This is a genomic window from Ruegeria sp. AM5, assembly GCF_056540645.1.
Genome location: NZ_JBQFXC010000001.1, coordinates 1,007,893 through 1,032,989 on the forward strand (window position 1 = coordinate 1,007,893; position 25,097 = coordinate 1,032,989).

24 protein-coding genes are annotated in these 25,097 nt (G+C 57.6%); 7 read left to right on the forward strand and 17 right to left on the reverse strand.

The window, feature by feature from the left end:
• The first annotated feature begins 13 nt into the window (after window positions 1-13).
• The gene (locus ACR0AH_RS05090; RefSeq protein WP_170393396.1) at window positions 14-1,897 is read left to right on the forward strand and encodes a monovalent cation:proton antiporter-2 (CPA2) family protein; all 1,884 of its coding nucleotides are present in this window, start codon (window positions 14-16) and stop codon (window positions 1,895-1,897) included.
• A gap of 122 nt (window positions 1,898-2,019) precedes the next feature.
• On the opposite strand, the gene cobT is transcribed toward ACR0AH_RS05090, so the two are convergent.
• Window positions 2,020-3,030, reverse strand: a complete 1,011-nt coding sequence (cobT, locus tag ACR0AH_RS05095) for a nicotinate-nucleotide--dimethylbenzimidazole phosphoribosyltransferase (protein WP_170731907.1) — start codon at window positions 3,028-3,030, stop codon at window positions 2,020-2,022.
• Between the two features lie 79 nt (window positions 3,031-3,109).
• On the opposite strand from cobT, the gene cobS reads away from it, so the two are divergent.
• Entirely contained in the window at window positions 3,110-3,874 is a 765-nt protein-coding gene (gene cobS, locus ACR0AH_RS05100; protein WP_480590715.1) for an adenosylcobinamide-GDP ribazoletransferase, read from the forward strand.
• Here cobS and ACR0AH_RS05105 read toward each other — a convergent pair.
• The 6 genes from ACR0AH_RS05105 to ACR0AH_RS05130 all read right to left on the reverse strand — a co-directional run bounded on the left by ACR0AH_RS05105 (window position 3,871) and on the right by ACR0AH_RS05130 (window position 9,775).
• Window positions 3,871-4,632 carry an ion channel gene (locus ACR0AH_RS05105; protein WP_170406404.1) on the reverse strand — a complete coding sequence of 254 codons (762 nt, stop codon included), beginning with the start codon at window positions 4,630-4,632 and terminating at the stop codon, window positions 3,871-3,873. The genes cobS and ACR0AH_RS05105 overlap by 4 nt on opposite strands.
• A 124-nt stretch (window positions 4,633-4,756) precedes the next feature.
• Entirely contained in the window at window positions 4,757-5,266 is a 510-nt protein-coding gene (locus tag ACR0AH_RS05110) for a CarD family transcriptional regulator (protein WP_010439402.1), read from the reverse strand.
• 284 nt (window positions 5,267-5,550) lie between these two features.
• Complete coding sequence (gene fdxA, locus ACR0AH_RS05115) at window positions 5,551-5,889, reverse strand: ferredoxin FdxA (RefSeq protein WP_010439399.1); 339 nt, start codon at window positions 5,887-5,889, stop codon at window positions 5,551-5,553.
• A gap of 65 nt (window positions 5,890-5,954) precedes the next feature.
• Entirely contained in the window at window positions 5,955-6,320 is a 366-nt protein-coding gene (locus tag ACR0AH_RS05120) for an RNA-binding S4 domain-containing protein (RefSeq protein WP_170393403.1), read from the reverse strand.
• A 6-nt stretch (window positions 6,321-6,326) separates the two neighbouring features.
• The gene (locus tag ACR0AH_RS05125; protein ID WP_480590717.1) at window positions 6,327-9,143 is read right to left on the reverse strand and encodes a helicase-related protein; all 2,817 of its coding nucleotides are present in this window, start codon (window positions 9,141-9,143) and stop codon (window positions 6,327-6,329) included.
• Between the two features lie 23 nt (window positions 9,144-9,166).
• Window positions 9,167-9,775: a tetratricopeptide repeat protein gene (locus ACR0AH_RS05130; protein WP_170405089.1), complete on the reverse strand. Its 609-nt coding sequence runs from the start codon at window positions 9,773-9,775 to the stop codon at window positions 9,167-9,169.
• Window positions 9,776-9,805: 30 nt separating this feature from the next.
• On the opposite strand from ACR0AH_RS05130, the gene ACR0AH_RS05135 reads away from it, so the two are divergent.
• The 3 genes from ACR0AH_RS05135 (at window position 9,806) to ACR0AH_RS05145 (ending at window position 12,967) form a co-directional block, all read left to right on the forward strand.
• Window positions 9,806-10,096, forward strand: a complete 291-nt coding sequence (locus ACR0AH_RS05135; protein ID WP_170393409.1) for an SCP2 sterol-binding domain-containing protein — start codon at window positions 9,806-9,808, stop codon at window positions 10,094-10,096.
• Entirely contained in the window at window positions 10,096-11,067 is a 972-nt protein-coding gene (locus ACR0AH_RS05140; RefSeq protein WP_170595926.1) for an alpha/beta hydrolase, read from the forward strand. Before ACR0AH_RS05135 ends, ACR0AH_RS05140 begins: the two co-directional genes overlap by 1 nt.
• A gap of 79 nt (window positions 11,068-11,146) precedes the next feature.
• Window positions 11,147-12,967 (forward strand): M3 family oligoendopeptidase, encoded by a 1,821-nt coding sequence (locus ACR0AH_RS05145; RefSeq protein ID WP_170731900.1) that lies wholly within the window; start codon window positions 11,147-11,149, stop codon window positions 12,965-12,967.
• A 27-nt stretch (window positions 12,968-12,994) separates the two neighbouring features.
• On the opposite strand, the gene ACR0AH_RS05150 is transcribed toward ACR0AH_RS05145, so the two are convergent.
• The 3 genes from ACR0AH_RS05150 to ACR0AH_RS05160 are packed head-to-tail and all read right to left on the reverse strand — an operon-like array spanning window position 12,995 to window position 15,204.
• Window positions 12,995-13,888, reverse strand: coding sequence for a DMT family transporter (locus tag ACR0AH_RS05150; RefSeq protein WP_480590719.1), 894 nt, complete (start codon window positions 13,886-13,888; stop codon window positions 12,995-12,997).
• A 15-nt stretch (window positions 13,889-13,903) separates the two neighbouring features.
• Window positions 13,904-14,173, reverse strand: a complete 270-nt coding sequence (locus tag ACR0AH_RS05155) for a DksA/TraR family C4-type zinc finger protein (RefSeq protein WP_170393417.1) — start codon at window positions 14,171-14,173, stop codon at window positions 13,904-13,906.
• A 56-nt stretch (window positions 14,174-14,229) separates the two neighbouring features.
• Complete coding sequence (locus ACR0AH_RS05160; protein ID WP_170731899.1) at window positions 14,230-15,204, reverse strand: Gfo/Idh/MocA family protein; 975 nt, start codon at window positions 15,202-15,204, stop codon at window positions 14,230-14,232.
• A gap of 339 nt (window positions 15,205-15,543) precedes the next feature.
• Here ACR0AH_RS05160 and ACR0AH_RS05165 point away from each other — a divergent pair, with 339 nt between their 5' ends.
• Window positions 15,544-16,611: a fasciclin domain-containing protein gene (locus ACR0AH_RS05165; RefSeq protein WP_480590721.1), complete on the forward strand. Its 1,068-nt coding sequence runs from the start codon at window positions 15,544-15,546 to the stop codon at window positions 16,609-16,611.
• 47 nt (window positions 16,612-16,658) lie between these two features.
• Here ACR0AH_RS05165 and rpoH read toward each other — a convergent pair whose 3' ends face one another.
• Window positions 16,659-17,555 carry an RNA polymerase sigma factor RpoH gene (gene rpoH, locus ACR0AH_RS05170; protein WP_170393423.1) on the reverse strand — a complete coding sequence of 299 codons (897 nt, stop codon included), beginning with the start codon at window positions 17,553-17,555 and terminating at the stop codon, window positions 16,659-16,661.
• 147 nt (window positions 17,556-17,702) lie between these two features.
• Window positions 17,703-18,737 (reverse strand): RluA family pseudouridine synthase, encoded by a 1,035-nt coding sequence (locus ACR0AH_RS05175; protein ID WP_480590723.1) that lies wholly within the window; start codon window positions 18,735-18,737, stop codon window positions 17,703-17,705.
• On the opposite strand from ACR0AH_RS05175, the gene ACR0AH_RS05180 reads away from it, so the two are divergent.
• The gene (locus ACR0AH_RS05180) at window positions 18,736-19,038 is read left to right on the forward strand and encodes a DUF6476 family protein (protein ID WP_170563212.1); all 303 of its coding nucleotides are present in this window, start codon (window positions 18,736-18,738) and stop codon (window positions 19,036-19,038) included. The two genes, ACR0AH_RS05175 and ACR0AH_RS05180, sit on opposite strands and share 2 nt — an antisense overlap.
• 2 nt (window positions 19,039-19,040) lie before the next feature.
• Here ACR0AH_RS05180 and ACR0AH_RS05185 read toward each other — a convergent pair whose 3' ends face one another.
• The 5 genes from ACR0AH_RS05185 to ACR0AH_RS05205 form a co-directional block, all read right to left on the reverse strand.
• Window positions 19,041-21,041 (reverse strand): tetratricopeptide repeat protein, encoded by a 2,001-nt coding sequence (locus ACR0AH_RS05185; RefSeq protein WP_480590725.1) that lies wholly within the window; start codon window positions 21,039-21,041, stop codon window positions 19,041-19,043.
• Between the two features lie 155 nt (window positions 21,042-21,196).
• Window positions 21,197-22,330 carry an N-acetylglucosamine-6-phosphate deacetylase gene (nagA, locus tag ACR0AH_RS05190; protein ID WP_170510523.1) on the reverse strand — a complete coding sequence of 378 codons (1,134 nt, stop codon included), beginning with the start codon at window positions 22,328-22,330 and terminating at the stop codon, window positions 21,197-21,199.
• The gene (locus ACR0AH_RS05195; protein WP_170510526.1) at window positions 22,327-23,355 is read right to left on the reverse strand and encodes an SIS domain-containing protein; all 1,029 of its coding nucleotides are present in this window, start codon (window positions 23,353-23,355) and stop codon (window positions 22,327-22,329) included. The genes nagA and ACR0AH_RS05195 overlap by 4 nt, the downstream gene beginning before the upstream one ends.
• A 12-nt stretch (window positions 23,356-23,367) precedes the next feature.
• Window positions 23,368-24,123, reverse strand: a complete 756-nt coding sequence (locus ACR0AH_RS05200) for a GntR family transcriptional regulator (RefSeq protein WP_480590727.1) — start codon at window positions 24,121-24,123, stop codon at window positions 23,368-23,370.
• On the reverse strand, window positions 24,110-24,997 hold the full coding sequence (locus tag ACR0AH_RS05205; protein WP_170731894.1) for a BadF/BadG/BcrA/BcrD ATPase family protein: 888 nt from the start codon (window positions 24,995-24,997) through the stop codon (window positions 24,110-24,112). The genes ACR0AH_RS05200 and ACR0AH_RS05205 overlap by 14 nt, the downstream gene beginning before the upstream one ends.
• Window positions 24,998-25,097: the final 100 nt, after the last annotated feature.

Genomic DNA, 25,097 nt, shown 5'->3' on the forward strand with positions numbered 1-25,097 from the left:
TAAGAGGACAATAATGAACGAGTTCCTTTATCAGGCATCGATCTATCTGGCAGCTGCGGTGATCGCGGTGCCGCTTTCCGCCCGTCTGGGTCTGGGATCGGTGCTGGGTTATCTGGCCGCAGGCATCGCGATTGGACCAATTCTGGGGCTAGTTGGCGCAGAGACCGAAAGCCTACAGCATGTGGCCGAATTCGGCGTCGTGATGATGCTGTTCCTGATCGGGCTCGAGCTTGAGCCCCGTGCCTTGTGGGATATGCGGGACAAATTGTTAGGCTTGGGCGGGCTGCAGGTCGGCCTGTCGACCGCCGCAATCGCAGCTGTGGCGTTCTATGCGGGTCATCAGTGGTCGGTGGCGCTGGCGGTTGGATTAACCTTGTCACTTTCTTCCACTGCAATCGTGCTGCAGACCCTGTCCGAAAAGGGCCTGATGCAAACCAACGGAGGTCGAGCGACCTTCTCGGTCCTGCTGACGCAGGACATTGCCGTAATCCCGATCCTAGCTTTCCTGCCGCTGCTTGCCCTGCCCGCAAGCATCCACATCGAAGATGACGGCTCCATCAGCCGTGGCGTAGGCATAGCCAAAGACGCGGATTATCACGCCAAACTCTCGCTGGTCGAAGGTCTGCCCGGCTGGGCCGTTACGCTTGTCACCATTGGCGCCGTCGCGTTTGTCGTATTGGCCGGCATCTACCTGACCCGCCCACTGTTCCGTTTCATCCACGCCACCCACCTGCGCGAAATGTATACGGCACTGGCGCTAATGATCGTGGTCGGCATCTCGTTCCTGATGACCCTTGTGGGCCTGTCGCCCGCTCTTGGCGCGTTTCTCGCCGGAGTGGTTCTGGCCAGTTCGGAATTCCGACACGAAATGGAAAGCGACCTTGAGCCGTTCAAGGGGCTGTTGCTGGGCCTGTTCTTCATCACCGTGGGCGCTGGGATCGATATCGGGTATTTCTTCGCCGACCCGTTTGACCTGATCGGTTTGGCCTTGCTGGTCATACTGGCCAAGGGGATCATCCTGTTCATCGTCGGGCGCGCCTTCAAGCTGCGCGGGCGCGATCACTGGCTGTTCACGCTGGGTTTGGCCCAGGCCGGCGAATTCGGCTTTGTCTTGTTGGCGTTTTCTACGCAGCAGAACGTGATTCCGCCGGGCTTGTCGCAAAAACTGTTGATGATCATCGCGCTGACCATGTTGATCACACCGCTTCTGTTTATCGTCTACGACGTACTTTCGCGCTTTCTCGGCGAGAGCAATCCGCAGGTTGAACCCGATCAGATCGACGAAAAAGGCCCTGTCATCATTGCCGGGATCGGTCGCTTCGGGCAGATCGTCAACCGGCTGGTACAGGCAAGTGGGTTTAAAACAGTTGTTCTGGACCACGATATCGAAACGATCCAGCTGATGCGACGGTTCGGTGTCAAAGGCTTCCTTGGCGACCCCACTCGCCCCGAATTGCTGCGCGCTGCTGGAATCGAAAAGGCAGCGGTCCTTGTCGCGGCCATGGATGACTACAAACAGGTCACCCGTCTCGTCGGATATGCCCGCCGCCAGCGGCCCGATCTGCACATCATCGCCCGCGCCCGCGACCGCAACCATGTCTATGAACTGTATCAGGCCGGGGCCAACGACATTGTCCGCGAGATGTTCGACGGATCGCTACGCGCGGGCCGCTATGTTTTGGAGAATATCGGCCTCAGTGAATACGAGGCCGCACAGGCCGAGCAGACCTTCTATCACCACGACCGGGGATCGGTGCGCGAGCTTGCAGAACTGTGGATCCCCGGCATGCCGACAGCCGAAAACAAGAAATACATCGAGCGTGCGCGGCAACTGGAAAAGGATCTTGAAACCGCCCTGCTGGAATTGGCCGAAGAACATGCCAAGAAATCTGCCTGACCCGCCATTCCGACGGCTTTGCCCCGCAACAGGCAAGCAACCTCCTCCGCGTTCGTCTGTTCCAAAATATTTCGGGTAATTTTTAGCCAGCTACGAAGGGGGCAGCGCCCCCTGCCCCTGCCTTAGGCGTCCGACACACCCGCTTCAGCGAATGTCGCCATGCCGGAATGGCAAGCAACCGCGCTTTTCAGAATGTTGATCGCCAACGCCCCGCCCGAGCCCTCGCCCAAGCGCAAACCTAGGCTCAGCAACGGCTCTTTGCCCAGCTTGTCCAGCATCGCGGCATGTGCGCCCTCTGCACTTTGGTGGCCAGCGACAGTGTGATCCAGCGCTGTTTCCGAAATCTGCGCCAGACAGGCTGCAGCTGCGGTGCAGATGAATCCATCCAGAATAACCGGTATCCGCAATACGCGCGCGGCGGCTATCGCACCAGCCATAGCCGCAATCTCGCGTCCGCCGAGGCACCTTAGAATATGCAGCCCATCGCCCTGACCGTGCAGAGCGACGCCTTCCGCAACAACCCGGGTTTTGTTCGCCAGACCTGCATCATCCACACCGGTCCCGCGGCCAGTCCAGTCGGCAGCATCCCCGCCAAACAGCGCGCAAGCGATGGCTGCAGCCGGCGTGGTATTTCCGATCCCCATCTCTCCAACAACCAGCAGATCGGCCTGCGGATCAACCGCCTGCCATCCTGTGCGCAGTGCGCTTAGAAATTCCTCTTCGCTCATCGCGGGGGCTTGGGTAAAATCTGCGGTCGGACGGTCCAGCTCCAGCGCGTGCACGTCCATCTTCGCGCCCGCAGCCTTTGCCAACTGGTTGATCGCCGCGCCGCCATGTTCGAAATTCATGACCATCTGCACCGTCACTTCGGGCGGGAACGCCGAGACACCTTGAGCAGTTACGCCATGGTTGCCCGCAAACACGATGACCTGCGGCGCATCGATCTGAGGCCGCGCATCCCCGCGCCAACCTGCATACCAGATCGCCAGATCCTCAAGCCGCCCCAACGCGCCGGGCGGTTTGGTTAGTTGACCGTTGCGCTCTTCCGCGCCCTGCTTGGCAGCGGTGTCCGGACCGGGTGCGCCGGTCAGCGCATTGCGGAAACTGTTCAGGTCATTGAGTTCGGGCAGCATGGAAAGCCTCGTTGCATCAGAGTGGTTGTGTGTGTTTAACCAATGCTGGCAAAGCAACAAGACCCGGAAAGGCCTGGGAGTGACCAAAAACGACACCGCCCCGTTTTCCCTGTGGGATATCTCGCTGGCTCTGGTCCTTTTGACGCGCCTGCCCCTGCCACGCCTGCCCGATCAAGCGTTCACCCGCCAGTCGCGTGCGGCTTGGGCCTATCCCCTTGCCGGGCTTGTTGTGGGGGCGCTGGCTTGCGGCGTCGCCTGGATTGCAATCTGGGCGCAGCTGCCAACCCTTGCCACCGCCGCCCTGCTGGTCGCCACGTTGATCATCGCAACCGGAGCGATGCACGAAGACGGGCTAGCCGATACGGCCGACGGGCTTTGGGGCGGCTTCACAACCGAACGTCGACTGGAGATCATGAAGGACAGCCATATCGGCACTTACGGCGTACTGGCCCTGTTGCTGGGCCAACTGCTTCGAATTGCTGCTGTCATGGCACTGATCGGTGCGGGTCTGTTGACGGGCATATTGGCCGCCTGCCTGTTCTCACGCGCCATGATGCCCGTGCTGATGCGCGTGCTACCCAACGCTCGCAAATCGGGGCTGAGCCATTCGGTTGGTGCGCCCCCCTTGTCTGCGGTGCTGGCCAGTATCGTGTTGGCTATCGTCCTGTCGCTATTGCTGCTGGGTGGATCAGCCATCACGCCGATGCTCTGCGCCCTACTTGCAGCGGCTTTTGTCGCTCGCATCGCCAAGACCAAGATCGGTGGCCAAACCGGTGATATTCTGGGGGCCACGCAGCAGGTCTCGGAAATCATCTTCCTCCTGGCGCTAACAGCCTCAATCTAAGACGCCCCACCGGTTTCAATGCGCAGCGTCGCGCCACAGTGTTTGCAATGCACAGCATCCGGATCGTGCCGGAACAGGCCGCAGCTTGGGCATTTGTAGCGCACTTTCTGCGGCATGAAGATCGCCTGCGCCAGACGGACAAACAACGCCACGCCAACAACCATGATGAAAACGGAAAACAGCTTTCCCGCTGGTGTGCCCAGCGTGATATCTCCGAACCCCGTTGTCGTCAGGGTCGCCATAGTGAAATAAAGCGCGTCGATATAGGGGGTCTGCGCATCTTCGGGGACGAAAAAGACCAGTACTGCAGTCGAGGTTGCAAAAACAAAGACCATCAGATTGATCGCCGCAATCACCGCGTCCTCGTGGGTTCGGAAGAAAGGACTATCTCGGCGCAAATCCCGCAGCAGATGATAGGAATGGATCAGCCGCAACGCGCGCAATATCCGAAGAAACGCGAGATTGCCGGTCAGGAACGGGTCAAGCAGCAGCGACACGATCACAACGATGTCTGCCATCGTGTAAATCTGGCGCAGCAGTTTCCAGCGGTCTTTGGAAATCCACATCCGCGCGCAGAAATCCATTAGGATGATCAGCCCGACACCCAAACTTGCCGCCGTCAGCCCAGGCCCATGCGGGATATTCGCCGTGGAGACAAAAAAGATGATCGAGGCGATATCGAACAGGATCAGCCCATAGCGAAACCAGACCGAGACCGGCTCGTGGCTGATGTAGAGAAACTTGACAGTTTGCTTCATCATGTCCCCGTATCTTCCTGCAGTTACAGAAAAATACCCGACACACACCACAAGACCAAGCGCCTAGTCACGAAAAAGGGCCGCCCCGGATATCGGGACGACCCTTAAATTTTCTCGAACGCGATCAGGCTGCGCGTGAGGTCAGAACCTCATCGACCTGTTTGGCAGCCGAAATCTCATCGGCGCCAGAAACCGCGGCCACTTCGCGTGTCAGACGTTCCAGGGCGGCTTCGTAAAGCTGACGCTCGGAATAACTCTGCTCGCGCTGGTCGTCGGTGCGGTGCAGGTCGCGGACCACTTCGGCGATCGAGATCAAGTCGCCCGAGTTGATCTTTTGCTCGTATTCCTGCGCCCGGCGCGACCACATGGCGCGTTTGACCTTGGCCTTGCCTTTAAGCGTCTTCATTGCCTGGCTGATAACATCCGGCGAGCTAAGCGACCGCAGACCGGATTCGGTGACCTTGTTGGTTGGTACCCGCAGGGTCATCTTGTCTTTTTCAAAAGAAATCACGAACAGCTCAAGCGAGAAGCCTGCAACTTCCTGCTCTTCGATTGATACGATCTGACCTACGCCATGAGCCGGGTAGACGACATAATCGTTCGGGCGGAACTCAAGCTTTTTCGATTTCGACATTCATATTCATCCTTCATTTCTGATCGGGATATGAGACGACAAAAGCACCACAGCCGAGGCCCTGCATGGCCCCGTCAGGCGGCTTATTTGTCGTAAATTCAGAACTCCAAAGCGAGCATACTTACGGAGCACATCCCAATCACAGTCATCATTCGGTCCCTAGTATATCACAAATTTGCGACACTCAAAAGACCGCGCCAAGGTAAATGGGAAATTCCCTTTCTACCTCAACTAATTAATGCACAGATTGATGCCAAATGAACGGTAACCGGCTGCCGAATCGGTCAACCGCCCTCGCCGGGGGCTTCCGAGAAATATTTCTCCATCTTGCCTTCTTCGCCGTCGCGTTCCTCGGCCTCGGGCAAGGGGTCTTTTTTGGTCACGATCACCGGCCACATTTCCGAGTATTTCCGGTTGAACTCGACCCACTGCTCCATCCCCGGCTCGGTGTCCGGGCGGATGGCGTCGGCGGGGCATTCGGGTTCGCAGACACCGCAGTCAATGCATTCGTCGGGGTGAATGACCAATGTGTTTTCACCTTCGTAGAAACAATCCACCGGACAAACCTCGACACAGTCGGTGTATTTGCAGCCAATGCAGTTTTCGGTGACAACGTAGGTCATGTTGGATTTCCCGTTTGCGCTTTGGCGACTAGCTAATCCAGTCTGACCGCCGCTTCAAGGTCAGATCACCCCTTTGGGATGCGAGAAAGATCAAGCGCGCGTCTTTCTTTCTTGGTTGGACGACCTTTTCCCTCAAACGCAGGATTCTTGGGCGATACGTCCTGCTTTTCGGTCATATCAAAGTACAAAGCTTGCGCCTCGGGGGCCGGGCCGCGACGCACGCCAAGCGCTTCGATACGTACAACCCGAACAATACGCCCCTGCGGAAAGGTCAGGACATCTCCGGGTGCCACGGCTTGCGCCGGTTTCAGCACCCGATTTCCGTTCAGACGCACATGGCCGCCGCTGACCTGTTTGGCGGCCAGGCTACGGGTCTTGAAGAACCGCGCCTGCCACAACCATTTGTCGATCCGCAGCTTGGCCTCGGCCATCGCGGATCAGTTGCCGTCCTTCAGACCCATCAACGCTGCCGCAAATGGGTTATCGGGATCGATTGCCTTTTCCTTTTTGGGTGGCCGTGACGAGAAGGTCTTGGCGCCCTGAGGCTTGCCCCCCTTCTTGCTATGCGGCTTGCCCTGAGGTTTACCACGCGGCTTGCCCTTGCCCTGCCCCTGCTCGCGACGCGGACCACGGTTTTGCTGACGTTGGCGCCCCCAAGTGAAGGTGTAGAACACCTCAATTTCGGGCTCATCCGATTTGGACTCTGCTGATTTCTCAGTGGCCGGAGCCTCGGTTGCCGCCTCGGTGCTTTCGGAGGCTTCGGCTGCCGTCTCGGCGGTTATACCGACGTCATCCGCTTCGGCATTTGCGGTCGGTGTCTCATCGACGACGGGTTGTTCCTCAGCTTCCGCCACAGGCTGCTCCGTGGGGACCGGTTTGGCCTTCTCACGTTCGCCGCGTTCGGCCTTGTAACCCAGTCCCTGCATCAGGTCTGCAAACTGTTCCAAGGTCATGCCGGTAATTGACAACATGTCGGGTTTGGCTTCGAACCCACCGCGGCTATCCTCGGACCGCAGCATGTCGGCCAACCGTTCCAGCATATCGATCCGGATCGAGCGTTCGCCCGCATCGCGGTAGCCGCACATGGTGTCATAGCCCTGCGGCGCGTCCTTGGCGACCGGAACGGTAACCAGACCCGGAGGTGGTGCTTCGGGGAACTCCTGCAAGCCACCGGACAATGCCCAAAGTACCAGACGCAGGCGCGTTGGCGCGGGTTTCAGCAGCAGCGGCATGAAGATGGTGAATTGACCGAACCGGATGCCATGTTTACGCAGTGCACCACGGGCATCCTGATCCAGATCCTTGACCTCTTGCGCGACCTGCGCGCGCGGCAGAACGCCCAGCGCCTCGACCATGCGGAAGGCAAAACCTTTGGCCAGACCGCTCAGCTCCTCATCCCGCGACAGGTTCAGCAGCGGCTCGAACAGGGCTGCCACTTTGCGGTCGATGAAATGCTGCAGGCGGCGCTGAACCTTCTGTTCCACGTCCGGCCCGGCGGCCTCATCGACAAAAACCTCGACCACAGGCTTGAGAGGCTCGGCACCGGCAACAAGTTTGCCCACGGCATACTCGCCCCACATCAGGCCACCCTGATCGGTGAAATCAATTTCGGTATCGGGCGCATTGTAGAAGCGATCGGCACGCAGATGGAATTGCGGCGCGAGTGCTTGCAGAGAGGCTGACTTCAAGGCTTTCGCTTCAGTCCCCTGCGCGCTTTTGTCCGGGGTAAACCGGAACCCTTCCAGACGACCGACGAATTCGCCTTCGACGGTCACTTCACCCTTGTCATTTACTTCGGCCAAAAGGGCCTCCTTCTGTTTGAGCCGGCGCAGCAACACTGACGTGCGCCGGTCCACAAATCGCTGAGTCAAACGGTCGTGAAGAGCGTCCGACAGCCTGTCTTCTACAGTGCGCGTTTCCTCGCGCCAATGGGATTCGTCACGCACCCAACCATTTCGTTGCGCAACATATGTCCAAGTGCGAATATATGCCAACCTTTTGGACAATGCATCAATGTCGCCATGGGTTTGGTCGATACCGCGGATTTGCCGCGCCATGAAATCATCGGGTATACTTCCGCGCTCATGCAGGTGGCCATAGATCACCTCAAGCAGGCTGGCATGTTCGGCATGGCTGATGCCGCGAAAATCGGGGATTCTGCACACATCCCATAGCAAACGGATCGACGGTCCATCGCTGGCACGGGCAACGACTTCGGTGACTTGGGACAGAGATTTCAGGACGTTCAGATCGTCAGCTGGCCGCGCTTTGATCAGGTGCTCATTGTCTGGGCTGACCTCAAGCGAGTCGACTAGTGCGTCGATTGAGCCGAACCGCAAAGCGGCATTCCGCCAATTCAACTTTTTCATAGGCGTGAACCGGCCGTCCATAATGGCTTGGGCTACGCCCTCATCCAGCGGCGGAGCCTCGCCCGTCACACCAAACGTGCCATCCGACATGCCGCGCCCGGCCCGTCCTGCAATCTGGGCCAACTCGTTGGGGGCCAGAGGCCGCATTCGGCGGCCATCAAACTTGGTCAGAGATGAGAACGCCACATGGTTCACATCCAGGTTCAACCCCATACCGATGGCATCCGTAGCCACCAGATAATCAACCTCACCGTTTTGATAGAGGTCAACCTGCGCATTCCGCGTGCGAGGGCTGAGCGCCCCCATGACGACCGCCGCCCCGCCCTTTTGGCGACGAAGCAGCTCGGCGATGGCATAGACATTGTCGACCGAGAATCCGACGATCGCACTGCGCGCAGGCATTCGGCTGATCTTTTTCGAACCGGAATAGACCAGCTGAGACATCCGTTCACGCCGGATGAACTGCGCTTCGGGCACAAGGGCCGCGATGGGGCCGCGCATGGTGTCAGAGCCGAGAAACAGCGTTTCATTGGTGCCGCGCGACCGCAACAGGCGGTCAGTAAAGACATGGCCGCGCTCGGGATCCGCGCAAAGCTGAATTTCGTCAATCGCCACAAAATCAGTGCCCATGCCTTCTGGCATCGCCTCAACTGTACAGACCCAGTATTGGGTGCGCGGCGGTACGATCCGTTCCTCGCCTGTCACCAGCGCCACAACAGACGGACCGCGAATAGCGACAATCTTGTCATAGACTTCGCGCGCGAGCAGCCGCAGCGGCAGACCGATGACACCGGTCCGGTACCCCAGCATACGTTCAATCGCGTAGTGAGTTTTACCTGTGTTCGTCGGGCCAAGTACGGCCACTACCCGGGATGACCCGCTCACCTTTGCCCCCTGCGCCCTGAGACTTACAGCGCCTTGCCTTCAACCTGAGGCTTCAGCCGATTCACGGCATTGGTTACTTCTTCATGATGGGGATGTATAGCCAGCGCACGTGAATAGGCCTCAAGTGCTTGTTCTGGCTTGCCCACGATCTCAAAGATGAGGCCAAGGCCGTAGATAGCGTCGTAGTTGTTCGGATTCAGCGTCAATGCCTGTTCAAGATCCGCCGCAGCCATGCCAAACCTGTCAATGCCGAAGAAAACCGAAGCGCGCACATGCCAACCCTCGGCAAATTCGGGTGCGTGATCGGTAAGCGCCGTCAAATGATCAAGCGCGGCCTCGACATCCCCGTCATCCAGCGCTTCGCGTCCGCGTTCCAACAGCAAATCCGCCGAAGCCGAACCTGATTGTGACCACAGCGCCTGCAATTGCCGATCCAATCCGATGGCCTGTTCGGGCGTCGATTGCGCCAGTTGCTGCAACAGTGATGCCTCGTCCCGCGAATCCGCCTGCTGCGCGATGCAACTGGTGGAAAACGTGACTATGACGGCAAGTGCCGCGACGGTACGTTTGAGATTGGTGATTGCAATACCCATAACAATGGTCAGTGTAGCGTAGCGACCGGGGATGTCCATTCACGGCGCATGAACAATATGAGGAAGACCATGAGCGATATTCTGGAAAAAGCCGCGGCGGCATTGAATGAGAAACTGTCGGGCGGCGATTTCGATGCGTCAGCCAAATTTGCCATTGCCGATCTGGGTTCTATCATTCTGGATGCAAGCGGTGCGCGGGTAAGCGACGAAGATGCTGATGTGACCCTCAGCGCCGATGCGGACACCTTTGAACAGATCCTCAGCGGCGACCTGAACCCAACCGGCGCGTTTATGTCCGGCAAGCTGAGCGTTGACGGAGACATGGGTATCGCCATGAAACTCGCCTCGGTGCTGGCCTGATGGAGTTTTCGCCGGCCCCCTTATTCGAAGACGTGGCCGGCGGCCCTGCCGATGGTGCGGCGCATTGGCTGATCACCGAAGATCGCAAACGTATCCGCGTGGCACATTGGCTGCCCGGAGGCGATACGCACGGCACGGTGATGCTGTTCCCCGGTCGCACGGAATACATCGAAAAATATGGTGATACCGCCAAGGAATTTGTGAACCGGGGCTTTGCAAGCCTCGCGGTCGATTGGCGCGGGCAAGGGCTTGCAGATCGCCTGCTGGATGATCCGCGGATCGGTCATATCGAACAATTCACCGATTACCAGCACGACGTTCGCTCAATACTGAAACTGGCCGAAAAACTGGAGTTGCCCAAGCCCTGGTACGTCATAGGCCATTCCATGGGCGGGGCTATCGGGCTTCGCGCCGTTCTGGAGGGGGCTGATTTTGCGGCCTGCGCCTTTACGGGCCCGATGTGGGGGATTTTCTTTACACCAATCATGAAGCCGCTCAGCCAGCTAACTGCCTATTGGGGGCCACGCTTGGGCTTGGGCGAGAAAACACCGCCCACCACCACGCTGGAGAGCTATGTGGCCTCACAGCCCTTCGAAGGAAACGTGCTGACACGCGATCCGGCGATGTACCGAATGATGCAGGATCAGTTGGCCGCACACCCTGAACTTGCTTTGGGCGCACCGTCTACCATCTGGCTGCGCGAGGCGCTGGATGAATGCACCTGGCTGATGGAGCAGACCGCGCCCGAGATCCCTGCCCTGACCTTCTTGGGTAGCCATGAACAGATCGTAGACCGCAAGGCCATTCGGGCACGTATGGCCAACTGGCCTAGCGGTACTCTGGTCGAGATCCCCGACGGCGAACACGAAGTTCTGATGGAGGCACCCGAGGTGCGCGGGCCGGTCTTTGATCAACTTGCTGCACATTTCGCGGCAGCCGCGGCGAAACCAAAACCCGAGCCCTGTCATTAAGGTTTGACCAGACAGCTTGCTTGTGATCCGGACGTGCCGCGCCTAAATGTTTGCCAACGCAGTTTATTCGAGGTGTTCCATGCGCGACCTTCCCTTTCCCGTCCGTGACGCAAATGCAGGCGGCGGTACCGATGATCTGGGCAATTTGCCGGAATGGGATCTGACGGACCTCTATGCCTCGGAAGATGCACCCGAACTGGCCCGCGATCTGGACTGGCTGGAAGGCGAATGTGCGTCCTTTGCCACAGATTATGAGGGTAAGCTGGCCGAATTGGACGCAGCTGGCCTACTGACCTGCGTGCTGCGCAACGAAAAGATCAACGCCATCGCCGGGCGGATCATGTCCTTTGCCGGATTACGCTATTACCAACTGACCACCGACGCGGATCGCGCCAAGTTCCTGTCTGACATGCAGGAGAAGATCACCGTCTTCACCACGCCTCTGGTGTTCTTCACGCTGGAACTGAATCGCATCGACGATGACGCGCTGGCTGCTCATTTTGCCGCCAATGCCGATCTGGCGCGATACGAGCCCGTGTTCCGTCGCATTCGCGCGATGAAACCCTATCAACTGTCTGATGAGTTGGAAAAATTCCTGCACGACCTCGGCGTTGTCGGCGACGCGTGGGAACGCCTATTCGACGAAACAATCGCGGGCCTGACCTTCACCGTCGATGGTGAAGAGCTGAATATCGAAGGTACGCTGAACCTGCTGACCGAGCAGGATCGCGCCAAGCGTGAAGCCGCAGCGCGCGAACTCGCCACCGTTTTCCAAAGCAATATCAAAACCTTCGCGCGCGTTCATAACACGCAAGCCAAAGAAAAAGAGATCGTTGATCGCTGGCGCAAAATGCCATCTGCCCAGACCGGTCGTCACCTGTCGAACGATGTCGAGCCCGAAGTGGTCGAAGCCCTGCGCGAGGCCGTTGTGGCCGCCTACCCCAAGCTGAGCCATCGTTACTACGAACTGAAACGCAAATGGCTTGGTCTGGACGTGATGCAAGTGTGGGACCGTAATGCTCCGTTGCCGATGGAGGACACCCGCATCGTCGATTGGTCCGAGGCCGAGAAGACGGTGATGGACGCCTATAACGCGTTTGATCCTCGGATGGGTGAGATCGCAGCTCCCTTCTTCTCGAAGGGTTGGATCGATGCGGCCGTGAAGCCCGGCAAAGCGCCTGGCGCCTTTGCGCATCCCACCGTGACCGAAGTTCATCCCTACGTGATGCTCAACTATCTGGGCAAACCGCGCGATGTGATGACCTTGGCGCATGAATTGGGCCACGGCGTGCATCAGGTATTGGCCGCCGATCAGGGCGAGATGCTTTCATCGACCCCGCTGACCTTGGCCGAAACTGCTTCGGTCTTTGGTGAAATGCTGACCTTCCGCAAAATGCTGGATCAGGCCGAGACAGCGGAACAGCGCAAGGTGCTTCTGGCCGGTAAGGTCGAGGACATGATCAACACAGTCGTTCGCCAGATCGCCTTCTACGACTTCGAATGCAAACTGCACGCCGCCCGTCGTGAGGGCGAGCTGACACCAGACGACATCAACGCCCTTTGGATGAGCGTTCAGGCTGAAAGCCTTGGCCCCGCATTCGAATTCATGGACGGGTACGAGACCTTCTGGGCCTATATCCCGCACTTCGTCCACTCACCGTTCTACGTCTATGCCTATGCGTTTGGCGACGGCTTGGTGAACGCGCTCTATTCGGTTTACGAAAGCGGTGCGGACGGGTTCGAGGACAAGTATTTCGAAATGCTGCGTGCCGGTGGCTCCAAGCACCATAAAGAGCTTCTGGCCCCGTTCGGACTGGACGCCAGTGATCCCGAGTTCTGGGACAAAGGCCTGTCGATGATCTCGGGATTTATTGACGAACTGGAAGCGATGGAAAGCTAAAGTTGAAAGGCAGCCTGTATGGCTGCCTCATTTCTCTTTGGCTGATTTCATCGTCGTCACGAAAATGGCCGTGACAATCAATATCGCGCCAACAATCGAAAGCGGTGTGATCGTTGCGCCCAGAAACAGTGCCGAGTTGACAAAGGTAAACACAACCGAGGCGGCGAATAGCAACGTCGCCGTCAAAGTCGACACGCGGGCGGCGGCCTCGTACCAAAGATAATAGGCAAGCGCGGTCGGCAAAACGCCCAGAAGGATCAAGAAGATCACGTCGTTTGCGGTCGGCATCTGAATAGAAAAAGCCGCCAGTGGCACCAGCAAAACGCCCGAACACAAAAAGATGCCAAACAGGAAGTTCAACCTTTCGGCAGTGGTCTCCGATGACTGCATCGCGCGGCTGCTGGAAATCAGGAACACCGCCCAGCTAAGTCCCGCCCCGATTTCCATCAGATCGCCCAGCAGGGGTTCTCCCCCGCCTTGAAAATCCCGATAGACGGTTAGAAACACACCGAGGATCGCCAGCAGGGTTGCCAATACATCAGTCCGGCCAACGGTGGTATCCGCGAAGAAATACAGAAATATCAACACGAAGAACGGCGCGGTATTCTCAAGCACCATCGCATTAGCAGCACCTGTATGTTCCAAACCTATGTGGAACAGGATATAGTTCACCACCGTCGACAACACCGCCAGCCGGAAGTTCCAATCCCTGTACTGGATTGAAACCCGTGCGCCCATCACCCGCAACATGCAGTAAATCGCAAAAGCAGCAATGAACAGGCGAGACACGGCAATCTGTAACCCGCCGAGATCACTAGTCAAATATCGCACGATAACGCTGTGCGTGCCCCATAGAAACGCGGCTAGGAACCCAAGAACCAACCCGTTTTGCAGTACTGATCTCTGCGGCTGATCCTTCACCGGGTGCTCCTCGCGTTATTTCAACTGACTGTCTTTCGAACCCCGCCGATTGATCCCGCCGCGAGATTTGAAGCTGCTGTCACGCTCTTGCTGGCAATCCAGGCACAGCTTTACGCCGGGCAGAGCAAGGCGGCGTTTTTCGGGGATCGGTTCTTCGCATTCGGCACAATGGGTCAGGCTTTCGCCCACAGGTCGCTTTTGCGCCTGCATCCGCGCCAGTTCATCTGAAATCGACGCTTCGATCTGTTCACTCACCGCGCCATCGCGCGCCCAGCCGCCTGCCATTTAGCCCTCCTGATCCGGTCGGGACAGGATACGCGAGACACCACAGGCGTGGCAAGCTAGAGCGAAACGGCGGCGTCAAAGACCTGATCGATAACCTCTTGTGTACCCCTCACGAATTCCAACGAACAGGGATATTCGACCCCTTCGCGAACCGATCGGCAGAACGCTTCGACCTGCAATTGATAGTGGTTGTCCGCTGGAAACCGGGGCACCAGAACTTCAAGGCCCGGTCGGTGCAGTTCAACCCGCGCCTCGCCGAACACACGGGCATTGAACGGAGCGGTTAGACGGATCATGCCACCTTCTCCGTGAAACACCATTTCCTGATGTGGATGCATGCGTGTAGAGACGTAGGCGGAATAGGTAAATTCGGGAAACTGCGCGCGTATCTCGGTGAAGACATCCACGTCATTTTCCCACCGGATCGCACCGTTGACCGAGACCGGCTCTTGCCCAGTCGCAAACCGAGCGCTGCCGATAACATACACCCCGATGTCACGCAGCCCGCCCCCACCGGTTTCCGCACGGTTGCGGATGTTGCCCGTGTCCGCCCGGTTGTCATAGCTGAACGCCCCGGTGACATGGACCAGCCGGCCGATCACTCCGTCCGCGATCAGTTTACGGGTCAGATGCCACTGAGGGTGATGCACGATCATATATGCTTCGGCAGCCAGCAAACCCGTCTGGTCCCTCTTTGCGATCAGCGCGTCAAACTCATCGGCCCGCATGGTCATCGGCTTTTCGCACAGCACATGCTTGCCCGCATCCAGCGCCTTCAGGCTCCATTCGACGTGAAGATGGTTGGGCAGCGGGATGTACACCGCCTCAATCTCAGGATCGGCTAGCAATGCCTCATAGCTGTTGTAGACATTCAAATCAGGGCAATATCTGGCAAAGGGCTCGGCCTTGGCCGTATCCGAGGTCGCCAACCCCGCCAGCCGCGCGCCCTCTGCCGCATGGATGGCGGGCGCCATGTGTTGTCGTGCGAATCTGGCTGCACCCAGAACACCCCAATTGACCGGTTTATGCATGCGCCCCCCCTAAAAATTGATGTAACCCGCTCACGGCGAGCTCAATGTAATTCAGTTCCTGATCTGTCTATCAACCACCTGCCAATAAGTCAGTCCCTTCTCTATCTATTTGAAAATCATACGCCTCGGTAAATTTTTTGATGAGATTAAAAAAACCCGATAACCTTATACTTTATATCGATAATCTAAAATCGATTTGCGTCAAACCTGCCCTCGCAAATCAGTTTTGTTGATCCAGTCTGATACTGCCGCCGTAGCTCAAACATCGACTGAATCATGCTCGGATGGTGCTCTGGCAACATCCGGAGCAACGGCAAACAGGGTGGGAGGCTTAATGAAATGCCAGCAACACATACGATTACAGGAACAGTGCTAAAAAGCGGTGATCCCGGAACGTTTGACAGCGACAATCAGGATTTCGACATTCTCCGCGAAGCGGTGATTGCAGCCGGGCTGGCGGAAACGCTGGACAATCCTGAGGCAGAACTGACCGTCTTTGCCCCAAATGACGCCGCCTTTATTACTCTGGCACAAACACTTGGGTATAAAGGGGATGACGAGGCTGGAGCATTGGGCCACATCATCAAGGCGCTCACCCTGCTTGGCGGCGGAGACCCTATCCCTTTGCTAACCAACATTTTGAAGTATCACGTGGTCGATGGTGAGTTCGACAGCACCACAGTGGTCGGTCTAGGCGACGGGGCTGAAATCCAAACTCTGCTTGGGTCGTCAGTCGAACTGAACCTTGAAAGCGATCCCCCCAGTCTGGGCGATGCCGATCCGGGCATCGACGATCCCGGCTTGATCGCGTTCGACGTGGATGCGTCAAACGGTATCATTCACGTACTTGACGGCGTACTTCTACCCGTCTCGGTGTCGGGCATTCTGGGCAAAAAGAACACGGACTTTATCCTGGGTGACAGCAGCGATGAATTCATCTTTACCGGACGCGGCAAAGACTTTGTTCACGGTGATGGTGGCAATGACGTGATCAAAACCGGCTCGGGCAATGATGTGGCGCTTGGCGGTGCCGGGAACGACATAATCTTCGGGGGGCGCGGAAAGGATATTCTGCGTGGCGATGAAGGCCATGACAAAATCTTCGGAGGTCGTGGGAAAGACATCATCGACGGCGGCGAAGGCAATGACAAACTCTTTGGTGGGCGCGGTAAGGACACGTTTGTGTTCGATGAAGGCGACGGTCACGACTGGATTGTCGATTTCCGCGTCGGCAAGGACAAGATCGACCTGTCCGAATACGATGGCATCACCAGCTTTGAGGACATCGAAGACGATATCGACGGAAAGCTCTTCGGGACCAAGATCGAGTTGGACGACGGAGACAGCATCTATCTATCAGGCATCTGGGCAAGCCACCTGTCCGAGTCCGATTTCATTTTCGCATAACTAAAAAAATCAGCCCGCTCATATGGCGGGCTGATATCAGTCTGGGGTTAGTTTGAACCCAGCATACCTTTTTCGCGCGCAAGCTCTCGCATCTTCTTTTGCAGCTTCTCAAATGCGCGCACTTCGATCTGACGAATACGTTCACGGCTGACATTGTACTGCGTGCTCAGCTCTTCCAGCGTAACAGCCTGGTCCATCAGACGGCGCTGAGTCAGGATGTCTTTCTCGCGATCGTTCAGAACATCCAGCGCAGCAGCGAGCAATTCGCGCCGGGCTTCCAATTCATCGCGCGCCTCGTAGTCACCAGCCTGATCGGCATCTTCATCTTCCAGCCAATCCTGCCACTGCATGGTGCCTTCGCCTTCGGACCCCACGGTCGCGTTCAGCGAAGCATCGCCACCGGACATCCGACGGTTCATGCTGATCACTTCTTCCTCGGTCACTCCGAGGTCTTCTGCAATCTTGGCCACGTTTTCAGGACGCAGATCACCTTCTTCCAGCGCGCCAATGCGTGCCTTTGCTTTACGCAGGTTGAAGAACAGCTTTTTCTGCGCCGATGTTGTACCCAGTTTCACCATCGACCACGACCGAAGGACGTATTCCTGGATCGAAGCGCGGATCCACCACATGGCATAGGTCGCCAACCGGAAGCCTTTTTCGGGGTCAAATTTCTTGACCGCCTGCATCAGGCCCACATTGGCTTCGGAAATCACCTCGGCCTGCGGCAAGCCATAGCCGCGATATCCCATGGCGATCTTGGCCGCCAAGCGCAGATGAGACGTGACCATTTTATGCGCGGCCTCGGTATCCTGTTCCTCGACCCAGCGCTTGGCCAGCATATATTCTTCCTCCGGCTCCAGCAGAGGAAACTTGCGAATCTCCTGCATATAGCGGTTCAGCCCACCCTCGGGTGTCGGCGCTGGAAGATTTGAGTAATTTGCCATTTATTTCTGCCCCTTGGACAAATGTTTAAGCCCTTAACATGGGATATGGGTACCAGACCCGATACATTCAAGAGGATCTGTTAACAGTCTGAGATTAACCCTATGTAAAGGAAAGCTGAAAAGGCCTTTTTCACAAGCCTTTGCAGTTTATTTCAGTGGTTTTCTGAGATTTTCCAGCAGGTCCGCCATATCCTGCGGCAGCGGGGCTTCAAAACGTAATGCCTGGCCCGAAACCGGGTGTTCGAAGCCTAACACTGCTGCGTGCAGAGCTTGGCGGGGGAAAGCCTGCACCGCCTCGGCGGTTTCGGGCGTGAATGCCCGCGCGGCCAGTTTGCGCTTTCCGCCGTAAACCGGGTCTCCGACAAGCCCGTGGCCGGCATGGGCCATATGGACACGGATTTGATGCGTTCGGCCCGTCTCAAGCCAGCATTCGATCAAGGACAGACCGCCGGGCGTTCCAAAAACTTCGACAATCCGCGCCCGTGTCACTGCGTGGCGGCCTCCGTGAAACAGCACGGCCTGCTTTTGCCGATCCGTCTTGTGCCGCGCCAGTTGAGTTGTTAGGCGCATGATGTTGCCGGGCTCAAAACTGACACCCTTGATCCCACGCAACCGAGGGTCATTGGCATCCGGCACACCATAGCAGAACGCGCGATAATAGCGCTCGACGCTATGCGCCTCGAACTGGGCAGCCAGCCCGTGATGCGCCGCATCCGATTTCGCCACAACCAGCAACCCGCTGGTTTCCTTGTCGATCCGGTGCACGATGCCCGGGCGCTTGACGCCCCCAACACCCGAGAGATCATCCCCGCAATGATGCAGCAGCGCATTGACTAGCGTACCGTTCGGCGAGCCCGGCGCCGGATGCACGACCATCCCTGCTGGTTTGTTGATCACGATCAGATCGTCGTCCTCATAGACGACTTCAAGTGGGATATCCTCAGCGCCGATATGACTATCTTCGGCCTCGGCCACGGTGATCCCAATCTGCGCGCCTTCGGTTATCTTAGCTTTGGGGTCTTCAACGGCGACGCCATCAACGGTGACGGCACCCTCATTGATCAGTCGGGCCAGCCGGGTGCGCGACAGGTTCTCTTCCGCTGGCACATCCCGCGCAAGCGCCTTATCAAGGCGGGGCGGCGGAGCGGCCGCGATATGAAACTCTATCAGGCGGGTGCCCATGACTGTCCCTTCCGAACCTCAGGAACCGCAGGAAACACCGCAGCTTCGACTGCTGCGGCGTATGGTCATGCTGTTGACCGCGGTAATGATTGGCGGGGTTCTAGTGACATTCGCCCTGATTGTCATCCGCCTATCGGACCGCACTCCGAAGCTGCCCGACCAGATCGAACTTCCGGACGGCGCAAAAGCGCAAGCGTTGACCATCGGCAACAACTGGTATGCGGTCGTGACCGAGGACAATCGGATTCTGATCTTCGACAAGACAACCGGAAAACTACGGCAAGAGGTCGCGCTGGATTAGCGTCAGGCCTGACCCGAAAGCCGGTTCAGCTGATTGGTAAAGCGCTTGTGAGGCGGATAGAGATCGCGCGCTTTCTCAAGATAGGGACGTGCCTTGTTCTTGTTCCCGCGCCGCATGTGTATCTGGCCCGCCATGCCCTGAATAACGACGGTCACGTCATCAAGATCGGCAGCTTTCAGAATAAGCTTCTCGCCCTGCCCGATCTTGCCCGTCCGCTCAAGCAAGTGACCCATGGCGAACATGAGAAACGGGCTTTCCGGGTCACAAGCCAGCGCCTCAGCCATCGTTCGATGCGCAGCTTCGGTATCGCCTTCTGCTTCGTAAAGTTCGGCCAGCCGCTTTTGGTACAAGGCACTTTCCGGCACACCAGCTACGATCTGGCGGGTTTTATCGATCGCCTGAGCTCCGGATATTTCCCCTAGATGCCTCTGTAGTATCACCCTCGCGCCCAACAATCGCGGGTCGTCTGCTGGCACGTCGTGAACCTCATCGAGTGAGGTAGAAAGCGCTTCCAATCTTTGTTGGTGATCAAAGATACGACTTGCGCGTTGATCCAGCGCCAACTCGGCCCAATCCAAGAGTATGAAATCGAAGTTGCAAGGACGCCTGACAACAACATTGCGCTGAACCAGATACAGGTTATTGAACGGTGGAAATCGGCGTTGCCGAACGACCTTCTGCAACGACCAATCCACAGGCGGCATTAGCCTAAGCGCAAGTTGGGCGCAGTAGAGCATTCTGGACCCCAGCACCACAACATCCGGCCGTAAGGGTTTGGACCAGAACGCTTTAGCAAAGTGCAGCGTCGCCGCACCGCGCTTGCCCTGCATGCCAAGAACAGCGCCGCGCAACGCGCACAAAACAGTATAGTCTTCGGGCCAGAGATGCGGGTTCTGCAATCCCTCTTTGGCATGTGCCTCGCTTTCCTGCCACTTCGACAGGTAAAAACAGTTCAGGGATTGCAGAAGTGGCATAAAGGCGTTGTCGGCCCCGGCGTCCAGAATAGGTTTCGCATTATCATACGCCTCTTCGCAGCGATCCTGCGCTGACAGATGTTGCACCGCCTTTGAATAGATATGCGCCGCCTCTGAGGGATTCAGAAAGGCCGATGGCCCCTTCGCAACCCGTTCGATGAACCGCGCATTGGCCGCCTGCATCTCATCCTTGGACAATACATCGCGGAACACTTTACGCTGCTGCCCCGAAATCCGGGCTGCAGCCATTGAAAAGCCAGATATGTGTGGCGCGATCACCTGATCCGCCCGTGACATCGCAAAAAGCTCCAGAAAGTCCCGCTGCGCCCGGGTCAGAGCCGACAGATCAGCGATATCCGACATCTGCATGAGCTCCGGAAACCGTTGCTTGAAACGGTCTATCACCTCTGGCTGATCCGAAAACATGATCGCCGTCTGGCCCTTGGATTTCTCCAGATGGGCCTCGTAAAACTCGTCAGGTTCGATCTTGGCGGGCCAGATCGAATGCTTCCATGGTAATCCGTTCAGGATTTCTCCGCGCCGAATGTGGTAAGCCGAAACCCCCTGCCCCGAGAGCTTCTGATCCGCGCGATCCATGATCTGACGAACCTCATCCACAAATCCAACGCTATGTATGAAATCGCGATAGCGGGGACGGATGGTTTCGATATCTTCCCACGGGAAGCCAAATATCTCGCTCGCTTCTTCGACCAGAACCGAACGGCCAGAAGCCAAATGGTCGATCAGCCGCTCGGGCGATGGATCGTGTTGGAAGGCCCAAATTGGCAGAGCGGTCGCGCTTATCGCGTCGAACTCTGCCTGATCAAGGAAATGCGCATCCATCCAGTCTTTGGTGAATAACTCCTCAGGATGATCCAACTCCGGCGCATCGGCGCCTTGCGGGAACCAGTTCACCCGGTATTCCGTCCCAAAGTCTTCGGCCAGACGGATACAGGTCAGGATCATCAGCAGGCGCGCGCCCAAACAATCCGTACGCTGACCAATGAAAACGCCACGCGTTTGGATCATTGCGCGATCCGGGTGGTCAATGCCCTGCCAACTATTCCAATTATCTGATACATACAGACATTCCCAAACCACGTTCGCCTAAGGTCTTACACAACCGCTACAGTTGAGGCGAGATGCGAAAAACGCGGTGTTTCGCAATTTGTTGCAATGCGAGGTTAAGCAACCGCCGGACGGGCCTGCGACAAGTCCGGAGAAATGCGAATGGCCTGCGAGATCAAGTTCAGGCGCGCGATTGAGCGCTGGGAAATGATATCCGCCGGAATGCGTGTGGCCGCTGCCAAGGCGTCCGTCAGTGAAACGCCGACATCCGTTGTCAACACGCGCAGCGCGGTGGTCAGGTTCAGATCGGCCCCGGCCAGGGTTCCATCCGGTAAGGTCAGCCTGCTGTTTTCACGTTGGATGACACGCCCTTCCAGCTTGAATTCCCGCAGATCCGTTCCAGCAACGGCCATCGCGTCGCTCACCAGAAACAGATGCCCCGGCCCCTGTTTAGCTGCAAAGGCGGCGCGCATCGTCTGCGGGTGAACATGGATTGCATCCGCTATCAACCCGGCAGACATCGCACCGCTGGACAAGACTGCGCCAACCAGCCCCGGTTCGCGGTTGCCCAACTGACTCATCGCGTTAAACAAATGGGTGGCGCAGTGCGCGCCCGCCTGTGCGTAAGCCACGCAGGTTTGAAACTCGGCATCACTGTGCCCCAACGACACGATGACCCCCGCCTTGCTGAGCGTTTCGACCTGAGCAATCGTGACACTTTCAGGCGCAAGCGTAACCATCAATGCAGGCAACGCCCCTGCCGCTTCTATCAGCTGTGCAAGATCAGCGTCCTGCATCCGGCGGATCAGCCCGCCGTCATGCGCGCCCTTGCGTCGCACCGAGAGATGCGGCCCCTCAAGATGCAAGCCGACAATCCCCTGAACTCCGCGCTGAATGGCCTGAGAAGCAGCAGAAATGGCAGCCGTTGTCTTTTCGGGCGTGTCCGTGATCAGCGTCGGAAGGATCGACGTCGCGCCAAGCTTGCGATGAGCCGCCGCAATACGCTGTACTGTCTCGACCGATGGATCGTCGTTGAACATGACGCCTCCGCCGCCATTCACCTGCAAATCTACATAGCCGGGGCTTAAAATATCGCCCGACAGATCCTGAACCATCTCATCCGAAGGCAACTCGGCTTCGGGCAAAATACTGTCGAGCAGCCCGCCGACGAAACGGGCGGCGTGGCCGTCCTTCAGGGTTTTACCATCAAAGATAGGCCCACCCGCGAAGGTGATCGTCGCATCGGTCATACCGTCTCCGTCACTTTCCGCAGGTGACGCGGCGCATCGGGATTGATGCCCCGGCGCGTGGCCACAGTTTCGACCATACCGTAGAACGAAGCGATTGAGGCTACCGGATCTGTCATCCAGTGCGTGGTGCGGACATGTGGTAGCCTCACGGCATCAGACACCTGATTGGTCGTTGCGAAGACTTTTGCGCCCTTAGCTGCGAGCGCATCGGCGACTTCGGCGATGTTGGCCTCAGCCGCGTCTCCGGACGAGAACGCAATCACCGGAAAGCCCTGATCCACGATCGAAACCGGGCCATGCAGAACTTCGGCCGAGGAATAGCTTTCCGCATGAATCTGGCAGGTTTCCTTGAATTTCAGCGCCGCCTCATTCGAAATTGCCCAGGACATCCCACGTCCCAACGTGAACAGGGATTGTCCATCGACTGCCTCGACCACCGCGCTCCAATCGCAGGTGATCGCCCGCGATAAATCTTCCGGCAATTTGTGAATTGCAGCCAGCAAAGTGTCATCACCCTTTACCTCGGCCAACAGCCAAAGCCCGGCGACCAGAGAGGTGACGAAAGTCTTGGTGGCAGCCACGCTAAGCTCGGGGCCTGCAAGGATGGGCAGAGCCGAGGTGGCGTTCTGGGCCAGTGCAGACGTGGTATCGTTCGTGATCGCCACCGAACATGCGCCGCCTTCTGTCAGGGACTTCGTCAGCTGTACGATGTCGGGGCTTTGACCCGATTGAGATACCGAAATACACAGCGCACCGGGGCATCGCATATCGACCCCGTAGATCGATTTCACGCTCGGCCCAACCGAGGCCATGGGCAGGCCCAGCAGCAGTTCCGAAGCGTATTTCAGATAGCTGCAGGCATGGTCCGACGAACCTCGCGCAACCGAAATCAGGAAGCCGGGATCGTGCGCGCGGATCGCGCTGGCCGTCTTTGTAATCGCCGTGGCACCATCAGTGAGAAGCCGATCAACGGCAAAAGGTATCTCATTGATTTCCTGCCGCATTTGAGTTGTATCGCTGGACATGAGCCCCGCCTTTCAGGTTGACAGACGCAGCTCTGCCACGAAATCGTAAGCATCGCCGTGATAGATGGATCGGGTCAGTTCAGCAACGCGCCCGCTTTCTAGATACGAGGTCCGCTGAATGCGCAGCCCCGCCGTACCTTCTGCAACATCAAGCAATCCAGCCTCGGTTGCTTCGAGATTGATGGCCGAGATTTTCTGGATCGCGCGCACCGGACGATTGCCTGAGTGTTCGAGTAAGGCATAGAGAGATCCGGTAACCTCAGTCGGGTTGGGCAATATATCCAGCGGCAACGCCGCGCGTTCCAGCGCCATCGGTCGCCCGCCAGCCGCGCGCAGACGATGAATGCGGGCGACCTGATCACTCGCCGATAGGCCCAGCGCCAGCATCTCATCAGGTGACGGCAGGAATATTCCGCGCTCCAACCAGGTTGAAGTCGTTTCAAAACCGCGCCTCTCCATGTCTTCGGTAAACGAGGTCAAATGCGACAGCGACTGCTCAACCCGCGCAACCGCTTGACGCACGAATGATCCCGAGCCTTGCCGCTGTTCAATCGCGCCTTTGCGCACAAGTTCCTGAATCGCCTTGCGGACCGTCACCCGCGACAGGTCTGTCAGTTCGGCAATCTCGCGCTCGGGCGGGAGTGAACTGTTCGGGGCCAGAATACCCTCTTCGATCCCCTGCTCCAGCCGCTGCCGCAACTGCACGTAACGCGGACCGGCAGTCTGACCCAGCCAACCCTCGGGCCGCAAGAAGTCAGCAACGCTCATGTCGGGTCTCCTTTTGAAAGGCGTGGGCCAACGCGGTGGCACCGGTCAACGGATCGCCCAGCGGTTCGGCCAATTCCTGTTGCATTGGCGCAGGCAGAAATTCCGCATATTGCGGGCCGATGCCGCCGGTCAGGCAGATCGAAAGGCCGGGCATCCAGCCCATCGCCAACATCTGATCCGCCAAATACTGCGCACTATCCTCCATGATCGACAGCGCAAGCGCATCCCCTTGCTTTGCGTGTTGCGTGACAACAGGCGCCAGCGCTCCGAACTCGGTAGGCGACATCTTGGAGGCGGTCCTGACAATCCCAGCAGCGCCATCAAAACGCGACAACAGGCTGTCCGCCAATTCAGACGCAGGCTTCAGAGCGTCCACACAGTCAAGCGTAAAGGCCAAAGCCCGCCGCCCAACCCATTGCGCCGAGGCCTGATCCCCGAGAACAGGTCCCCAGCCCCCGGCAAATGACCTGCGATCCCCATTCTGGACCGCCAGAAAAGAACCCGTTCCGCAATGCGCTACGAAACCGTCTTTCGAACCCAACGCACCACGTAATGCGGCGGGCCTGTCATCTTCAATCAGAACATGGTCAAATGGCAGCTTTTCTGCCAGCCGATCAGCCAGCGCGCGCCCCGTGATACCGGCCAGCCCCAAGTAGGCTGGCGCACGAGCGATTTGAGTTGCCTCTAGTCCGGCACGTCGGGCCAAAGCAGCAATTCCGTGCATCAACTCAGCGCAGGCTGCGTCAAAATCGGTTGATACATTTGCCGCACCAACCTCGACACACTGAACCGCAGAGCCGTCTGAAACAGCAAGACGGCAGCGTGTTCCACCGCCATCAGCGGCCAGCACAATGGTATCAGAAGGGCGACTCATGGAGATACCTTTATAATACCTATTTCTAATTTTGAAGACCAAATTCCACAATAATGCAGTAATAATTGTCTAAATCTTGAAAATAGTGGGTATAAAAATA